This window comes from Bacillus thuringiensis (assembly GCF_001595725.1).
GTDB lineage: Bacteria > Bacillota > Bacilli > Bacillales > Bacillaceae_G > Bacillus_A > Bacillus_A thuringiensis_K.
The window spans coordinates 4,930,560-4,948,482 of sequence record NZ_CP014282.1 but is presented as its reverse complement, the minus strand read 5'-3'; the positions used below and the strand labels follow the sequence as shown (position 1 = coordinate 4,948,482).

The window sequence follows — 17,923 nt, the reverse complement described above, 5'->3', positions numbered from 1 at the left end:
ACAATGGATACGATAGAGACGAAAGCTTTTCATTTAATCTTGCATGGGGGAAACGCGAGAAGTTGTTCAATGGAAGCAATTGATTGTGCGAAGCGTGGGGAGTTTACAGAAGCTGAAGCTAAATTACAAGAAGCACTAGAGGAATTAAAAGAGGCGCACCGTGTACAAACGGAGCTCATACAGAAAGAAGCTGGTGGTGAAAAGACGGAAGTTACCCTTCTGATGGTGCATGCGCAAGATCATTTAATGAATGCGATTACGGTGAAGGAATTAGCGAGTGAATTTGTAGAATTATATAGGAAGATGTCAGTGACTGAATGAACCTTGCGTATGCAAGGTTTTTTTATCCCGCATTAACGGGCAGTAAAACTCCCACCTCAAAATGTGGCTGGAGCAAGGAAGTTAGGAGGGAGCTTAACTGTCCGTAAAGGCCCGATTGGTTCAACTAATAATTAGTGGGAGATGAACAAAACCCCCACTAATTAAAGTTTCACTTTATGTATGTGTCTGTACCATCAGTGGAATGTTCGTTCCACTGATGGTATTTACACTCCTCCTTTTTACAAATGAATAAGAGCGGTATTTAATCAGTATTTACAATCTCTCCTATACCACGAATTAGTTTTTTTATATGCATCTCATTTGGTTTTAATATACTTACGATATAATCAATCGCTATTTGCGGTTCAACGGTCGTACCGCAAGTATAACAGTCGATGGCTGCAAAGTTTTTTTCTGGATAAGTGTGAATAGAAAGGTGGCTTTCTGATAGTAAAACTAAAATAGTAACACCATGCGGATCAAATTCTTTTGTACTTACGTTTAAAACGTGGGCACCAGATTGATCAGCAGCGTTAACTAAATGATGTTCTAAAAAGTACATATCATCTAATAGGGAAAAATCCACTCCCCACAAATCTACTATTATATGCTTACCGAAAGTAGAATATTCCATAAGGTAACACTCCTTCCTGTGATATCGTCAAAACTCCATTTCCTTTTTGTAACATTGGTGTAAGATAAGATTTGATTCTGAATTTAAAAGAGCGAGGTTACGTTGTTCTAGATGTTCTTCTTTAAATTGAAATAAAGGAAAAAGAAGAGAAGGCAATGTTCGAGGAGTTGGTACTACGTATAATTGCTCAATTTGATCGAGTACATAGGCAGAATTAGTGGCAATATGAAATCCCCAGTCAGTTCCGAAAGAAGGAACGATTGTATGATAACTTTTCACAGTTAATCCCGCATGTTCAATTGTTTTACCAATACTCCAATATACTAGTGGTGCATCAGCGGGTGAATTAGATTGGCAGACGAACGCGCCGTCTTCTGTTAAGAATGTAGCTATACGAGCAAAAAGTTCGCTTGTATATAAAGTACTTAACAACTCTGTCGCTGGGTCTGGGAAATCAATAATGATTACATCGTATAAAGAAGAAGGAGAGCTTAAAAATTCTTTTGCATCACATACGTGTGTATTTACACGATTATCAAAAAATGCACTTTTGTTTAAAGAAACTAATTCAGGAACATTACGAGCCATATCAATCATCGATCCATCTAAGTCAACAAGGTCTACATGTAGTACAGTTTCATATTTTAAAACTTCTCGCAGGGCAAGACCATCGCCACCGCCTAATATGAGAACACGTTTTGGATCAATTACTTTTGACATAATTGGATGTACAAGTGCTTCATGATAAATTTGCTCATCGACGGAACTGAATTGTAGTTGCTTGTCCAAATATAAACGGATATCGCTAACTTGTAACAAATTAATATTTTGATAATTACTTTGTTCCACAAATAAATTTGTATGTTCACCAGCTTGTATTTCCTTTAGAGAAATTTCATCCCATATATCTAAGTTGTGTGAATCTGTGGGTACTATGACTACATTTTCCGATTGTACTTGCTTGTCCTGCTTATCTTCTACCTCCTGCTGTTCAAGTTCAAATTTGTCAGAGTCTAATTCAGAACGCTTGTCTTTTTTATAGCTTGTTATTCTATAAATCTTTATTTTGCTTTGTTTTCTATGTTTTGGCATAGGAATCCCCTTTCGAATTGTGTTATTTTATTCTATTCTATGTAATTTAGTAGAGTTTGCTTGGACAATAGATAGAGGAGTTTTTTTAATAGAGTTTCACGCTAAAAAAATTTTTTTAGTGTTTTTTTGTTTTAAACACAACTAGACAACTAAACACTAATCTATTTTCATACAGTTATGTGTTAAAAGCGTGTTGTTTTATAACACACTGTGTGTTTTTTAGACGACACACTAATTGAAAGCGTTAACACACAAAGAAAATGCTCGAAAAAGCACTGATTTTAGTGCTTTTAAAAAGTTGGCACGCTAATTGCATTAATAAATAGCGTAAAGAAAAATAAATAAAACATAAATTTTTTATACTACACAAGGGGGATTTTCAAATGAATATTTTATTATGTTGCTCAGCAGGGATGTCTACAAGTTTACTAGTTACAAAAATGGAAGCGGCTGCAAAAGCTCGCGGTTTAGAAGGAAAGATTTGGGCTGTATCTGGGGATGCAGTAAAAAACAATATCGACCAAGCAGATGTGTTATTACTAGGACCACAAGTTCGTTACATGCTCTCTTCAATGAAAACGCTTGCTGACGAGAAAAACGTTGGAATCGACGTTATCAATCCAATGCACTACGGCATGATGAATGGAGAAGCAGTTTTAGATCACGCATTAACACTTAAAAAATAATTAGGGGGGAAGTAAAATGCAAAAGTTTATTGCATTTATGGAGAAGTACATGGTTCCGATTGCTGGTAAAATCGGATCGCAACGTCACTTAGCTGCGATCCGAGATGGATTTATTGCAGTTATGCCACTTATTTTAGTTGGTTCGATGGCAGTACTAGTTAATGGTTTACCAATTCCAGCATTCCAAGGTTTTATGAAAGATTTATTCGGTGAAACTTGGACACAAATTGGTGCTGGTATGTGGACAGGGTCCTTCGGGGTATTAGCTCTGATGGTGGCGGTTACCATAAGTTATAACCTAGCAAAATCTTATGGTGTTGATGGATTGTCAGCAGGTATTATTTCGTTTGGTGCATTAATTATTCTTACACCAACAACACCAAAAGAAGCTGGAATAAATATGCTTTGGACAGGCGCACAGGGTTTGTTCGTTTCACTTATTGTCTCCATACTCGTAACGGAGATATTCCGCTTCTTTGTTCAAAGAAACATTACAATTAAAATGCCTGACGGTGTACCACCAGCAGTAATGAAATCTTTCGCTGCATTAGTTCCGGCATTTGTAATTTTAACAGGTGTAGCAGGTATTCAATTAGCAGTAAAACTAGCAGGTACAAGTGTTCATGAGTATATCTTTAATACATTACAAGTTCCATTACAAGGGTTAGCGGGTACGTTACCAAGTGCAATCTTTATTGCGTTATTAGTACATGTACTTTGGTTCTTCGGTTTACATGGTCCAAATATTGTTGGTGGTATTATTGAGCCACTTTATTTACCAGCATTAGAGAAAAATATTAAGTTATTCCAAGATGGTACATCTGCATTTGATGTTCCAAACATTGTTACAAAACCATTCTTTGATACTTTCGTATATCTTGGTGGTTCTGGTGCAACATTAGCATTCTTAGTAGTTGTATTAATTGTAGCGAAAAGTGCACAATTACGCGGTGTATCTCGTCTATCAATTGGACCTGGTGCATTTAACATTAACGAACCAGTAATCTTTGGTACACCAATCGTATTAAATCCAATTTTATTCATCCCGTTCGTATTAACACCTGTTGTGTTAGTTATTACATCTTATACAGCAATTTACTTAGGATGGGTACCAAAAACAGTAGCGATGGTTCCATGGAACGTTCCACCAATTATTAGTGGGTATCTTGTAACAGGTTTACATCCTTCTGGTGCGATTTTACAATTATTCAACTTTGTTGTTGCAATGGCGATTTACTTCCCATTCGTTGTCGCATGCGATCGTTCAGTTATCCGTACTGAGAAAGCAGCTCAAGGAAATAACAACTCTGTACCTATGTAACATAATAATTGTTCTCACAGACAACATAATCTGTGAGAACAATTACCTTTATATCATGTTCAAAAAGATGATACTCATCTACAAGAACACCAAACTATCATTCATAAAATAATAATTTAATAGAAATGTTCAAACTGAAGGGGTATTTCAATCGGTTGAACCTTATAGAGAGGACGGTAATTATGATGACTACAGCAGAACAAATTCCATTCCAATTGATTTTAAATAGTGGTAACGCACGCAGCTTTGCAATGGAGGCAATTCAATTTGCCAAACAGGGGAAAATGGCAGAGGCTGATGAAGCGATGGTAAAGGCGAAAGAAGCGATCAATGAAGCGCATCATTTCCAAACAGAGCTCATACAATCAGAAGCAAGAGGAGAAAAAACAGCGGTTAGTGTTCTCTTAATTCACGCACAAGATCATTTAATGAATGCGATTACAGTAAAAGAATTAGCGGCAGAGTTTATCGATCTTTATAAAAAGTTAGAAGCGAAAGGGGAATAAAGCATGACTGGAATTAAAATTGCTACAATCGGCGGTGGATCTAGTTATACACCAGAGTTAATTGAAGGATTTATTAAGCGTTATGATGAGCTTCCTGTTCGTGAAATTTGGTTAGTAGATATTGAGGTAGGAAAAGAAAAGTTAGAAATCGTTGGTAACTTAGCGAAACGTATGGTAAAAAAATCTGGTTTACCAATCGAGGTACATTTAACGCTTGATCGCCGCGAGGCATTAAAGGATGCTGATTTCGTAACGACGCAGCTTCGTGTTGGTTTATTAGAAGCACGTGCAAAAGATGAAGCAATCCCATTAAAATATGATGTAATCGGTCAGGAAACGAATGGTCCTGGTGGTTTATTCAAAGCGCTGAGAACGATTCCTGTTATTTTAGATATTTGTAAGGATATGGAGGAGCTTTGTCCGAATGCATGGTTAATTAACTTTGCAAACCCAGCTGGTATGGTAACAGAAGCTGTTCTTCGTTATACAAATATTCAAAGAGTAGTTGGTCTATGTAACGTTCCAATCGGAATCCGTATGGGTCTTGCAAAGTTACTTGAAGTAGATGCGAGTCGTGTTCACGTTGATTTCGCAGGTTTAAATCATATGGTATACGGACTAGATGTATACTTAGATGGCGTAAGTGTAATGGATCGTGTGTTAGAGCTTGTGACAGATCCAGAAAAGCAAATTACGATGGAAAATATCGCAGCGCTTAACTGGGAACCAGACTTTATTCGTGGCCTTCGTGCAATTCCATGTCCATACCATCGTTACTACTACAAAACACGTGAAATGTTAGAAGAAGAGAAAGAAGCTTCAATTGAAAAAGGTACACGTGCAGAAGTAGTAAAACAATTAGAAAATGATTTATTCGAGTTATATAAAGACCCGAACTTAGATATTAAACCACCACAATTAGAAAAACGTGGCGGAGCTTATTATAGTGATGCAGCATGTAGCTTAATTACGTCTATCTACAATAATAAAGGTGATATCCAGCCTGTTAATACACGAAACAACGGAACAATTGCAAGCTTACCACATGATTCAGCTGTTGAAGTGAACTGTATTATTATGAAAGAAGGCCCAAAACCAATTGCAGTTGGAGATCTTCCAGTACCAGTTCGCGGTTTAGTACAACAAATTAAATCATTCGAGCGCACAACAATTGAAGCTGCTGTTACAGGGGATTATCATAAGGCGCTGCTTGCTATGACAATCAATCCACTTGTACCATCAGATAAAGTTGCAAAACAAATTTTAGATGAAATGTTGGAAGCACATAAAGAGTATCTTCCGCAATTCTTTAAAAAGGTAGAGAAATAAAGCGGCGCTATTTAGCCCGCTTTTTTTATTCTATCCCACTTTAATGGGCAGTAAGACCACTACCTCAAAATTCAGCGAAAACAAAGAAATTAGGTGGGGGATCAACTGCCCATAAAAGTCCGATTGGTTCAACTAATAATCAGTGGGGGGAGAAAACCCCCCACTGATTAAAGTTTCACTTTATTAGGAGGTATTATGATGATTAAGTTAATTGTAAATGCAGATGATTTCGGTCTTACAGAAGGTACAAATTATGGCATTATTGATGGACATATAAATGGACTTGTAAATTCAACGACGATGATGATGAATATGCCAGGAACAGAGCATGCGGTACGCTTAGCGAAAGAGTACAACCTACTCGGAGTAGGCGTACATCTCGTATTAACAGCAGGGGAACCACTGTTAAAGGATGTACCGTCACTCGTAGGGGCAAACGGGTCGTTTCATAAACAAAGTGTTGTAAGGGAAGGGAATATAAATCCAGAAGAAGTTGAGAGAGAATGGACTGCTCAAATTGAGAAGTTTTTATCTTACGGATTAACACCAACTCATTTAGATAGTCATCATCATGTACACGGATTACCGATCTTACACGATGTTCTTGAGAGATTAGCGGCTACATATAATGTTCCAATTCGTCGTTGTGAGGAAGATAGAGCGGTGCATCCATTTTCTGATGTGTTTTACAGTGACTTTTACGCAGATGGTGTGACGGAAGATTACTTTGTGAAGTTAAAAGAAAGAGTACAAGGTGAACAAACGGTAGAAATTATGGTTCATCCAGCTTATATTGATCCAGAGCTTGTGAAGCGTTCTTCTTACGTAATGGATCGTGTGAAGGAATTGCGTATTTTAACAGAGAGTGAGTTGCCAGAAGGAATAGAGCTTGTAAAGTTTTAATAGAAAAAACGACGGCATGGTATAGCCGTCGTTTTTTCTATTTATAAAATGGACAGAACATATCCGCCAAAGGCTCCAAGTATAACGATAACCCAAGGTGGTGTTTTCCAAAAAGCGAGCAAGCAAAATAGAAGAGACGCAAAAACAAAATCTACAGCGTTCATAATTGTGCTTGTCCAAATAGGGTCATAAAAAGCGGCAATTAAAATACCGACAACAGCGGCATTGACTCCAAGTAGTGCGCCTTGTATGAAAGATATTTTTCTTACACTGTTCCAAAATGGTAAAACACCAATAACGAGTAAGAAAGCAGGGAGGAAAATCGCAATTGTTGCGAGTATTGCCCCAAGCGTCCCGTTTAACACTGCTCCTATATAAGAGGCGAATGTAAATAGTGGTCCTGGTACTGCTTGTGTTAATCCGTATCCAGCTAGGAACTGTTCTTTCGTCATCATTCCGTTTTGTACGAACTCACCTTCAAGAAGGGGCAGCACGACGTGTCCTCCTCCAAATACAAGTGCGCCAGAGCGATAGAAACTGTCAAATAAAGCGATGTAATAAGAGAACGGTCTTAATATTGGTAGCAGTAGTAATAGTCCAAAGAATAAGACGAGACAAGAAACTGCTATTTTTTTTGAAATAGGTACTTTTATATTTTGAGATTGGCTAATTGGTTGGTTGCGATATAAAAACCAGCCGATAAAGCCACATATTATAATGAGGATGACTTGTGTCCAACTACTTGGCCATAATAAGGCGATTGCGGCAGTTACGATCGCAATTGTTGCACGGTTGCGATCTGGAGTTAACTTTTGCGCCATTCCCCATATGGCATGAGCGACAATAGCGACTGCTACAAGTTTTAGTCCATGAATCCAGCCAGCACTTCCAAGATCGAACTGATTAAGGAATGAGGCGAAGAAAACCAAAATAAGTACAGACGGTAAAGTGAATCCAATCCATGAAATAATAGCTCCTAAAAGCCCGCCCCTTAATAATCCAACGCCCATACCGACTTGACTGCTGGCAGGACCAGGAAGGAATTGACATAATGCTACTAAATCTCCATAGCTTCGTTCATTCATCCATTTTCTTTTTTGCACGTATTCGTGGTGGAAATAGCCGAGATGAGCGACAGGACCGCCGAATGAAGTAAGTCCTAATTTAAATGAGACGAGAAAAATCTCTAATAATGTGTGAAAGGTGTGTTTGTTTTTTTTCAAAATAACCTCCTATAATGTTTTTCTATGTGCATTATACAAGAGACGTTCAATCTATAGGAACGATTTTAATGTAAAGATTTTGTGAATCTTTTCTTTGTAATTAAAATTGAAAAAGTCATAAATGATTATGTCTAAACCATAAAGTAGTAGAAGTAGTGCTGGGAAATTTATATAAGGAGAATGCCTTATGACAACACATTTCTTTGCCAGGTTAACAGGTAAGAGGGAAGTGCCTCCTGTAAATACAGAAGCTTTTGGGGTAGCAGAGTTTATTTTTAGTGATGATTTAACGAAATTGCATTACAGAGTAATACTAAAAAATATAGAAAAGGTTACATCATGTCAAATTCATTTAGGGAAGTCTACTCAAATTGGTCCTGTTGTTTTCTATTTGTATGGTCCACTGGAGCAAGGGATTAGCTTGAACGAGGGAAGTATTACTGGTGTAGTGAATGTAGAGGATTTTGAGGGACCTTTACAAGGGAAATCATTTGTGCATTTACTTCAAGAAATTATTCAAGCAAATGTATATGTTAATGTCCATACGAAATCACAAAAAAGAGGAGAAATAAGAGGGCGAGTTAGAAAAGTAAAGAAGTAGAGGAAAAGGCTGTCCATATGTTGGAACAGCCTTTTCTCATTATATAAGGTGCTAGTTTTAGCAATTATTGTCGGTAAATCGATATATTGTGAAAACCGCTGATATAATCTGAGTTACGCCGATATATTGTGAAAACCGCTGATATAATCTGAGTTACGCCGATATATTGTGAGAATCGCTGATATAATCTGAGTTGCGCCGATATATTTTAATAATCGCTGATATAACTCATGTTACGGTCGATATTTTTAAAAACGGCCTCAATTAATTTTTAAAAGGTTGATTTTTAATAAAGAAGTCCATAACGTAAAACACTTCGTCATCAGGTATTTGTATTTCAAATGTATTTTCAATTGGTTGCAATGCTTTTTTTACTTTCATATACATCCAGTATTCATCTTGTCTTCTTTTCTCTTTATCAGGGTGAGGAAGAAGGTTTTCTCCTTTTTGAAGACGGTCAACCATACAGCTCATATGCAGAATAACACCCATTAAGCTATCAGGAGTTAGCTGTAAGGAAATTAATTCTTGAATTGTATTTAATGCGTAACGAATTGTTTTGATAAGTAACGCTCCATCGTTACGCTGCATTTGTTGTTCAAGAATATCCGCCATTTTTGCATATGTTTCTTCATACGTAATTAATTCTTGAATGGGCTGAATTGCTGTGTAGTTTACGATGTCTTGGAAATGATATGTTAAGCATGGCACTTGCACATCGAAATTCGTGACAATACAAATGATGTTACGCTCTTTTTTTATGTTCTCGATCATTTTCGTTAAATCTTTTTCATGGACGATACTAATCGGAATAATTTCAATTAAGTCTTTATCAAATCGTAAATAATTCTCTAACATTTTTTGAATAGCTAAAGCACTTCCTTCACCAGTTAAACAAGCTGTTAAAATAACAGATTTCATTGGAGAGAGAGGTTTTTTCTTTTCTTCTTGTACGTTTAAGTAAAACGGTGTTAAATTTTTTACTGTTTCATATAGCGCATCTAATGAATAACCGAGCTGAGCTTTTCGAGCTGCTTCCAGTGCATGTGGTGTGCTCGTCATCGAGAGAACACGTACAGGGATTTTGAACTCCGTTTCTAATATGTCACCGATATAAGCAAGTGACCCCATATCGACAAGTAAGAGAAGCCCATTTACATTTTGTAGTGTTTTCATATATACTTTCACACGTTCCAAGAAATCTTTCGGTGATTCATGTAACGGCATATCAATACCGGTTACTTCCTCAATGCCGAGAAGTTCGTTTGCAACGTTTGCCATTTCAGTTGCGATGCCATTACCGTGTGCTAATATTAATACTTTTACTTCTGTTTGTGAGGCAGGAATTGGATCAACAACGAAGAACATTGTTAAAAAGCCAGCTTCATCAATAGGCATTGTTATTTGTAACTCTTCTTCCAGTAGTTGAATGCCTTGCATAGCTACGGAAAAGGCTTTTTTATATTTCGTACGAATTTGATTTAATTGTGGGTGATGTATTTGTTTGCCGCTTTGTAAACGTTGTAGAGTTGTCTGTACATGTAAACTTAAAGCGAGAAATACTTTTTCATCAAACGTCTTAGATAAGTGCTTTTCCGCAAGTTCCGCTATTTTTTCACATACGGAAACGATATTACGATCCACAATTTTAAAAACATTTTCATGGCTTGTTTTTTTTGATATTTGGTTAAAATATTGTACGAAAAAGCTTTGAACATCATTTTCTATTAGTAATTCTAATTCTTCCTCTTCAATACCGCGTGCTTGAAGTTCTTCGTATTTATAATCAATATAATCGTAAATAGAAGAGCGTTTTTCATCTTCTGTTTTATGATTACTCCAACCTTCATCACCTGTAAATACAAACGTTTCATTTGGTATTTGGTATAAGTGACGGCTCTTTCTTTCGATGAACAGCCCCTCTTTCATATACCAAGGTAAGTCTGTACTTGAAACATAGACAGAATCACGTTTCTTTGTTACGAATTCAGAATAGGCTTTCGCACAGGCGATCTGTACATCCGTTTTTAATTGACCGATGTTATTGGGACAATTGTAAAAGACGAAAGCACGCATTGCATTCGGACTAACGTGAATTTCTTTTCGCAGACGAATTGCTTCATTTGTAAAAAATAGTTGTAGTAAAGCAAAGCGCTCTTTATGTGTACGCTCACGAAGTGGTGGCAGCGTGATAGTCATCGGTATACGTCTTGTAAATGTTTTTAATAAAAATGAATTTGGTTCTTCTGTTGTTGCAGTAATGATTAATACTTGTGCTTTACGCTCGTTTTCTGTTTCTCCAAGGCGGCGATATACTCCGCGGTCAATAAAGGTGAAAAGCATTTCTTGGCCTTCTGGAGGCAGGCGATGTACTTCATCTAAGAAGAGAATCCCTTCATGAGCTTTTTCAATTAACCCTTTTTGATCACTTGCACCTGTGTAAGCTCCTTTTTTAATTCCAAATAACTGTCCAAGTAGTAGCTGTGGATTATTTGCATAATCAGCGCAGTTAAAGACGATAAATGGTGCATTTTTAGGAAGTTGTTCAACTTCAATTGCATATTCGTGCATTAAAGAAGCAAACATAGACTTTCCGACTCCTGTTTCTCCGAGCAGTAAAGTATGCATACCGTTTGGAGGATAGAGCATAGAAGCTTTCGCTTTTTCAATTGCGATTTTAAGGCTTGTATTTTCAATTGCAAATGTATCTAATGAAGTCACTTCTTTTGAATGCGTTTCCAACAAAGCGTTCGTTTCTATATAAAAACGAACGGGACGCGTATTTGTTTTTAATAAACGTTTATCTTTTACAAGTTTGTTTAAGTCGCTACTTACATTGGCGCGATCTAGTTGCAGAAAGGTAGCGAGTTCTGATGCGGTTACACCTTCTGTATAATTGCCTTTTTGTATTGCGTTAAAAATGAGATCTATTCGTTTCATTTCTATTCACCTCGAAACTTCATCACTATTTAAAATTTTACACAAAAACGGGAAGGGTGGGAAGAGAAAAATAAAACAGCTTTAGCACATAGGCACTAAAGCTGTTACAATCTTGTGTCTTTCCAAAAATTTACCTTGAGATGAGAAGAAGGATTATAGGGAAGAAGTTTGTATCCTTGTGACTGTAAATAATCAATTACTTTTGGCAGTATTTGTACGGTTACACTCGAATCATGCATTAAAATGACTTCTACTTGTTCATCACTTTGATTACGTACTCTTTCGAGTATGGCAGAAGGATTGTCATAGCTTTTCCAGTCGTATGTATCGATTGTCCAATCCCACATTTTATACTGGGCCGATACAAGTGCGTCACGGTAATTCTTTTTTAAGTAAGGCATACTACCATATGGAACGCGAACGAGATGTGTATTTAATTTCGTAACTTGCTGGACAATGCTTTGTGTTTGCTCCATTTCTGCAATTAAAGTGGAAGGGTCACCAGTGTAAAGGCGTTTTACATCATGTGACATGCTGTGGAGACCGATATAATGTCCTTCTTTAATTAATCTTTGCATCGTTTTTGTGTAATGTGGCACTTTTCCGCCAATAACAAAGAAAGTTGCTTTTCCGTTCTTTTCTTTTAAGATGTTTAAAATTTGTGTAGTATATTTGTTTGGCCCGTCATCAAATGTTAAGTACGCAATTTTTTGTGTAGGAGAGGTCGTTTCAGTATTTGGATGATATTCAGCAGGAATAACAGTTGTTGCTTCAGTATTAGATGATGCGTACATAGTAATGGTCAAAAATAAAATAATACATTGCAATACTCGCTTGATCATAACATTCACCCTCAGTTTGACAATCAAGATGTAAAAAGAAAACTTGATACGTTTCTTATTATGTATATCTTTCTCCAATAGAGGAACTCTCAAACAATCTATATTTTGGAAATATAAAATAAGGAATAAAAAATAGCATCCTCTTATAAGAAAGAGGATGCTATTTGAATATTTCATAATGGTAAAGGCTATACTACAATTAGTCTTCGCGTTTTTTCACTTTTTTATAAAAGGAAATAATTGGTTTGTAGCGTTCATGTACAAGCCCGATTATTTCAGCAATGATTTCTGTGAAGAAAATCAAAGCGAAAAGAAGAATAATGGATAACCATAATGTTGCACTAGTGAAAATAATGGCATTTACACTAAAGAAAATACCGAATGCGTATATAATTAGTACCGTTTTGCGATGAGAGAATCCCATTGCAAGTAAGCGGTGATGTAAATGCGATTTATCTGGTGCTGAAATAGGTTTTTTATTTACGATACGACGGATGATTGCAAATATCGTATCAAATATAGGTACACCTAAAATGATAATTGGAACGATAAAACTGAATAACGTTACACTTTTGTATAATCCAAGTAACGATATAACAGAAATACAGTATCCTAAAAATAGTGCTCCTGTATCTCCCATGAAAATTTTTGCTGGATGGAAGTTGTAGAATAAAAATCCAATTGTACTTGCTAATATAATTAATGCAAGTGGCAATATAATAGCTGTTCCAGTACCCCATGGACTAGTGAAGGCCATATATGCTAGCGTTGCAAGTACGATAGATGAAATCCCCGCAGATAATCCATCTAAGCCGTCAATTAAGTTGATTGCATTCGTAATACCTACAAGCCAAAATACTGTAATTGGATAAGCAAGCCATCCAAGTTCAGTATCCCCAAGGAATGGGATATATAATACTTGCACTAATAATCCACTTTTTACAATCATAATGGCAACTAACAGTTGTCCACCGAATTTTACTCTCGCAGATAACTCGTACATATCATCTAAAATTCCGATGATTACAATGATAATCGCACCTAGCGTTATCGATAACATTCTTTGCTCATATAAGCCGCCAACAACAAATCCTACAGCTACACCGATAAAGATTGCTAACCCGCCAAGACGAGGCATAATCTTTTGGTGCACTTTACGTGCGTTTGGCTTATCTGTCGCTCCTATTTTAAAAGCTAATTTAATAACTAAAGGAGTAACGACGAGTACAGTGATGAAAGATGCCAAAATGGCATAAATCACTTGTGAGTCCATTAATACCCCACCCTTTATAGTCTAACGTAATTTTTTTTTTTTGAAAATATATTTATCTGAAAATTATGATGTTTATTTACAGGCTCATAACATATGGTATCACAAAAAGATTAGAATTCAATCTTTTTTTCTTTTTACGCTTAATGGAAGCGGATAGAATATATGACAATTGTATATAGAATGTTGAATCATATAAGAAGGTTAATCGTACTGGACTTTGGAATATGACATTTCCTCTTTTTCTTCAATAGTGAATACTTTTATTTCAGTATTATAAGTGTTACACGTAGAAATGAGTAAGTCTCGTGTTAAAATGTGGGAATTTATCTGGAGTGAGCTGGTAGCTGGCTTCCCAATGATTAAGTTGCACTTTATATTATAGTGCATTTAATTTTACAAAAACTTTAAAAAGAATGAGGGAAGTAATTCATATAATGAAAAAGGAAAAGAGTTTTCTCATTTTTAATGTGAGAGGGGGAAGCACAGGGAGAATTCTATATTTCATATCTTTTCTATTGTATATTCCTGTGCGAAAAGGAAATGAAAATTACGATAGTAGGTACTGGATATGTTGGATTGATTACAGGAGTAGGATTGGCAAAGTTGGGGCATTCAGTTACATGTTTTGATATAGATGATGAGAAAATTGAACGGATAAAACAAGGGGATTTACCTATTTATGAGGTTAGATTACATGAATTAATAAATCATGCATATGAGAATAATGCTTTAACTTTCACATCAAATAAAGAAGAGGCGTTTGAGGATGTAGAGTTTATATTTATTGCAGTTGGAACACCACCTTTATTAGATGGGACGGCGGATTTAACGTATATTCAGAGTGCTTGTAATGATATTGGAGTATATGCGACGAACGATATTATTGTTGTTACGAAAAGTACAGTTCCAGTAGGTACAAATGATGTAATGAAAGGATGGATTGAGGAGGAGTTAAAGGGGAGATATACATTACATATCGTATCGAATCCAGAGTTTTTGCGTGAAGGTTCAGGTATTTATGATTTCTTTCATGGAGATCGTATTGTAATTGGAGCAGATAGTGAGGAAGTAGCAAGAAGAGTAGAGAGTTTGTATAGCGAATTACGCTTAGAAACGTATGTTACAGATATTAAAAGTGCAGAGATGATTAAATACGCGTCGAATGCCTTTTTAGCTACAAAGATTAGTTTCATTAATGAAATTTCAAATATATGTGAGAAGGTAGGCGCAAATGTACTGGATGTTGCTAAAGGGATGGGAATGGATAAGAGAATTGGTGCATCTTTTTTAAATGCGGGTATTGGATACGGGGGATCATGTTTTCCAAAAGATACGAAAGCGCTGGTGCAAATTGCGGGAAATGTTGCTCATGATTTTCGTTTGTTAAAAGCGGTTATTGAAGTAAATAATAAGCAACAACTGCTATTGATTGAAAAAGCGAAAAAAGTCATGAACATGAATAAAAAGCGGATTGCAGTTCTTGGCGCATCCTTTAAACCAAATACGGATGATATTAGAGAGGCACCATCTCTCATTATAATAGAAGCATTAATTAATATAGGTGCATATATTGTTCTTTACGACCCAAAAGCAATTCAATATGTGAAAAATATATTTGGAGATGCTATACAATATAGCAATTGTATAGATGAATCGATTAGAGATGCGAGTGCGGTTTTTATCGTAACAGAATGGGAAGATATTCAAACTTATCCGTTAGAAAAGTACGTACAACTTATGAGGGAGCCTATTTTATTTGATGGGAGAAATTGTTATACTGATGAAGATGTTAAGAAACAAAAGATAGATTATTACTCGGTGGGAAGAAAAAGTATTTGTAATAGAAAAGTTTCTGTTATACGTTAAAAAGGGATATACTCATGCCTATTTTTATATGTCATAATAGAAGCTGTAATTAGTGAAAGAAAAGAGGCAATCACATGACTGAACGTTTAAAAGTAATGACAATTTTCGGGACACGTCCAGAAGCAATTAAAATGGCACCTCTTGTATTAGAGTTGCAAAAACACCCAGAAAAAATTGAATCGATTGTGACTGTAACAGCACAACATCGCCAAATGTTAGACCAAGTATTAAGTATCTTTGGAATTACGCCAGATTTCGATTTAAATATCATGAAAGATCGCCAAACTTTAATTGATGTTACAACGCGTGGCTTAGAAGGTTTGGATAAAGTAATGAAAGAAGCGAAGCCGGATATTGTACTTGTACATGGTGATACAACAACAACATTTATTGCAAGCTTAGCTGCTTTTTATAATCAAATTCCAGTAGGTCATGTTGAGGCGGGCCTTCGTACGTGGGATAAGTATTCTCCATACCCAGAAGAGATGAATCGTCAATTAACAGGTGTAATGGCGGATCTTCATTTCTCACCGACAGCAAAATCAGCAACGAACTTACAGAAGGAAAATAAAGATGAATCACGTATTTTCATCACAGGAAATACAGCGATTGATGCGCTGCAAACGACTGTAAAAGAAACATATAGTCATCCTGTACTAGAGAAACTTGGAAATGATCGTCTTGTACTTATGACAGCTCATCGTCGTGAAAACTTAGGTGAACCGATGCGTAACATGTTCCGTGCAATTAAGCGTCTTGTTGATAAGCATGAAGATGTACAAGTTGTATACCCTGTTCATATGAACCCTGTCGTTCGTGAAATAGCAAATGAAATTTTAGGTGAACATAACCGTATTCATTTAATTGAGCCGCTAGATGTAATTGATTTCCACAATGTTGCAGCTCGTTCATACTTAATGTTAACGGATTCTGGTGGTGTACAAGAAGAAGCTCCATCACTTGGTGTACCAGTTCTTGTTCTTCGTGATACAACAGAGCGCCCTGAAGGTATTGAAGCAGGTACGCTGAAATTAGCAGGAACAGACGAAGAGACAATCTTTAGTCTTGCTGATGAGTTGTTATCAGATAAAGAAGCTCATGATAAGATGGCGAAAGCATCTAACCCTTACGGTGATGGTCGTGCATCAGAGCGTATTGTAGAAGCAATTTTACAACACTTTAATAAGTAAATAAAAAAGGCCCAATCGGATAGATTGGGCCTTTTTGCTACGGCTGATTGCGCATAATCCACTCCGCATGAGCATTTGTAGAAGGTGGCGGATCAGTTGGTGTTTTATTTTGGTTTGTTTCTTTTTTTGTTTGTTCGTTAGAATTAGAACTTGAATTTGAATCAGGATTTGAGTTGTTTTTTGTAGTTGGATTTTTTGCTTTTTCTCCTAATTCTTTTTCAATTTCGTTACGCACCGTTTCTATACTGATTGGATCTGGAAGGAAGTAATAAATACCGCCTATCTTTTTATCTTCACCTTCAAGCTTTAACGTTTGCATTGTAGAAGGATCAAATCCAGAAAGTTTATTGTAAAGAGCAAGTCCGTCTGAAATAGGAATGTCGGTTTTTATATATTTTCCAACGACAGCTGTTAAATCTTTAATTTTAAATACAGTAGAAGTGGAGTTTAGTTTATGAGCAACAGCGGCTAGTAATTGTCTTTGTCTAGCAGCTCGACCATAATCGCCATTTGGATCTTGCTTTCGCATACGTACATAAGCAAGTGCTTCTTCACCGTTTAAGTTTTGCTGTCCTTGCTTAAATTGGATTTTTTTGTAGTAATCGACGTCAGATCGCTCCCAGAAATCGAAGGGTACGTCAACGGTAACGCCGCCAACAGCATCAACGATACCTTTAAAGCCTTGGAAATCAATTTTAAGATAATGGTCTACAGGAACTTTTAGAAAGCCTTCGACAGTTTTGATTGCCATTTCTTCTCCGCCGTAAGCATGGGCAGCGTTAATTTTGTCTTCTTTATTTTTGCCAACAATTTTAACTCGAGAATCACGAGGAATACTCATAAGTGAAATCTTTTGTGTTTTTGGATTGACTGTTGCAAACATTAATGAGTCTGTACGACCATTTTGACCGTCTGTCGCATAATCTTCTATACCCATAATGAGAATTGTAAAAGGTTCCTTTGTAATTTCTACATCTTTATTTCTTAAATCCGATTTTTCACGAGTAAAACCACTATACATCCCCATAAGAGAAGAGTAAGAATTTAACACATAAACTCCTATACTGCCAAATAAAAATGCGAAAATAAGGAAGAAGAAAAGTTTCCTTCTTCGCTTCTTTTTTATTCTGCTATTTTGGAGATGATAATAACGTTCTTCCATATATAATCTCCTTAGTTCGTTAGTTCATTCGTAG

At 36.3% G+C, this 17,923-nt stretch carries 16 protein-coding genes; 9 read left to right on the top strand and 7 right to left on the bottom strand.

Annotation, left to right across the window (positions count from 1 at the left end):
• Nucleotides 1-3: 3 nt before the first annotated feature.
• Nucleotides 4-321, top strand: a complete 318-nt coding sequence (locus AXW78_RS24985) for a PTS sugar transporter subunit IIA (protein ID WP_000379647.1) — start codon at nucleotides 4-6, stop codon at nucleotides 319-321.
• 262 nt (nucleotides 322-583) lie between these two features.
• Here the strand turns inward: AXW78_RS24985 and speD are convergent, their stop codons facing one another.
• Complete coding sequence (speD, locus tag AXW78_RS24980; protein ID WP_000456837.1) at nucleotides 584-955, bottom strand: adenosylmethionine decarboxylase; 372 nt, start codon at nucleotides 953-955, stop codon at nucleotides 584-586.
• A gap of 27 nt (nucleotides 956-982) precedes the next feature.
• The gene (locus tag AXW78_RS24975) at nucleotides 983-2,047 is read right to left on the bottom strand and encodes a polyamine aminopropyltransferase (protein ID WP_046946618.1); all 1,065 of its coding nucleotides are present in this window, start codon (nucleotides 2,045-2,047) and stop codon (nucleotides 983-985) included.
• A gap of 383 nt (nucleotides 2,048-2,430) precedes the next feature.
• On the opposite strand from AXW78_RS24975, the gene AXW78_RS24970 reads away from it, so the two are divergent.
• The 5 genes from AXW78_RS24970 to chbG all read left to right on the top strand — a co-directional run bounded on the left by AXW78_RS24970 (nucleotide 2,431) and on the right by chbG (nucleotide 6,792).
• Nucleotides 2,431-2,733 carry a PTS sugar transporter subunit IIB gene (locus tag AXW78_RS24970; RefSeq protein ID WP_001023563.1) on the top strand — a complete coding sequence of 101 codons (303 nt, stop codon included), beginning with the start codon at nucleotides 2,431-2,433 and terminating at the stop codon, nucleotides 2,731-2,733.
• A 16-nt stretch (nucleotides 2,734-2,749) separates the two neighbouring features.
• Nucleotides 2,750-4,054 (top strand): PTS cellobiose transporter subunit IIC, encoded by a 1,305-nt coding sequence (celB, locus tag AXW78_RS24965; RefSeq protein WP_046946619.1) that lies wholly within the window; start codon nucleotides 2,750-2,752, stop codon nucleotides 4,052-4,054.
• A 182-nt stretch (nucleotides 4,055-4,236) separates the two neighbouring features.
• Nucleotides 4,237-4,560 (top strand): PTS lactose/cellobiose transporter subunit IIA, encoded by a 324-nt coding sequence (locus AXW78_RS24960; protein WP_000989046.1) that lies wholly within the window; start codon nucleotides 4,237-4,239, stop codon nucleotides 4,558-4,560.
• A gap of 3 nt (nucleotides 4,561-4,563) precedes the next feature.
• Nucleotides 4,564-5,889, top strand: a complete 1,326-nt coding sequence (celF, locus tag AXW78_RS24955; RefSeq protein WP_061884759.1) for a 6-phospho-beta-glucosidase — start codon at nucleotides 4,564-4,566, stop codon at nucleotides 5,887-5,889.
• Between the two features lie 198 nt (nucleotides 5,890-6,087).
• A complete protein-coding gene (gene chbG / locus AXW78_RS24950; RefSeq protein WP_046946620.1) occupies nucleotides 6,088-6,792 on the top strand; it encodes a chitin disaccharide deacetylase in 705 nt (234 codons plus the stop codon).
• A 41-nt stretch (nucleotides 6,793-6,833) separates the two neighbouring features.
• Here the strand turns inward: chbG and AXW78_RS24945 are convergent, their stop codons facing one another.
• Nucleotides 6,834-8,015, bottom strand: coding sequence for a chromate transporter (locus AXW78_RS24945; RefSeq protein WP_061884758.1), 1,182 nt, complete (start codon nucleotides 8,013-8,015; stop codon nucleotides 6,834-6,836).
• Nucleotides 8,016-8,202: 187 nt separating this feature from the next.
• Between AXW78_RS24945 and exsM the strand changes: the two genes are divergently transcribed.
• Nucleotides 8,203-8,616: an exosporium regulatory protein ExsM gene (gene exsM, locus AXW78_RS24940; RefSeq protein ID WP_000207045.1), complete on the top strand. Its 414-nt coding sequence runs from the start codon at nucleotides 8,203-8,205 to the stop codon at nucleotides 8,614-8,616.
• Nucleotides 8,617-8,880: 264 nt separating this feature from the next.
• Here the strand turns inward: exsM and AXW78_RS24935 are convergent, their stop codons facing one another.
• The 3 genes from AXW78_RS24935 to AXW78_RS24925 form a co-directional block, all read right to left on the bottom strand.
• The gene (locus AXW78_RS24935; protein ID WP_000820960.1) at nucleotides 8,881-11,556 is read right to left on the bottom strand and encodes a sigma-54-dependent transcriptional regulator; all 2,676 of its coding nucleotides are present in this window, start codon (nucleotides 11,554-11,556) and stop codon (nucleotides 8,881-8,883) included.
• 104 nt (nucleotides 11,557-11,660) lie between these two features.
• The gene (locus AXW78_RS24930; protein ID WP_000597185.1) at nucleotides 11,661-12,398 is read right to left on the bottom strand and encodes a polysaccharide deacetylase family protein; all 738 of its coding nucleotides are present in this window, start codon (nucleotides 12,396-12,398) and stop codon (nucleotides 11,661-11,663) included.
• A 199-nt stretch (nucleotides 12,399-12,597) separates the two neighbouring features.
• Nucleotides 12,598-13,671: a UDP-N-acetylglucosamine--undecaprenyl-phosphate N-acetylglucosaminephosphotransferase TagO gene (locus AXW78_RS24925; protein ID WP_000378319.1), complete on the bottom strand. Its 1,074-nt coding sequence runs from the start codon at nucleotides 13,669-13,671 to the stop codon at nucleotides 12,598-12,600.
• A 540-nt stretch (nucleotides 13,672-14,211) separates the two neighbouring features.
• Between AXW78_RS24925 and AXW78_RS24920 the strand changes: the two genes are divergently transcribed.
• Together AXW78_RS24920 and wecB are read left to right on the top strand one after the other, a co-directional pair.
• A complete protein-coding gene (locus AXW78_RS24920; protein ID WP_000704923.1) occupies nucleotides 14,212-15,537 on the top strand; it encodes a UDP-glucose dehydrogenase family protein in 1,326 nt (441 codons plus the stop codon).
• Nucleotides 15,538-15,611: 74 nt separating this feature from the next.
• Nucleotides 15,612-16,727, top strand: coding sequence for a non-hydrolyzing UDP-N-acetylglucosamine 2-epimerase (wecB, locus tag AXW78_RS24915; RefSeq protein WP_061884757.1), 1,116 nt, complete (start codon nucleotides 15,612-15,614; stop codon nucleotides 16,725-16,727).
• A 37-nt stretch (nucleotides 16,728-16,764) separates the two neighbouring features.
• Here the strand turns inward: wecB and AXW78_RS24910 are convergent, their stop codons facing one another.
• Complete coding sequence (locus AXW78_RS24910) at nucleotides 16,765-17,889, bottom strand: LCP family protein (protein WP_061884756.1); 1,125 nt, start codon at nucleotides 17,887-17,889, stop codon at nucleotides 16,765-16,767.
• Nucleotides 17,890-17,923: the final 34 nt, after the last annotated feature.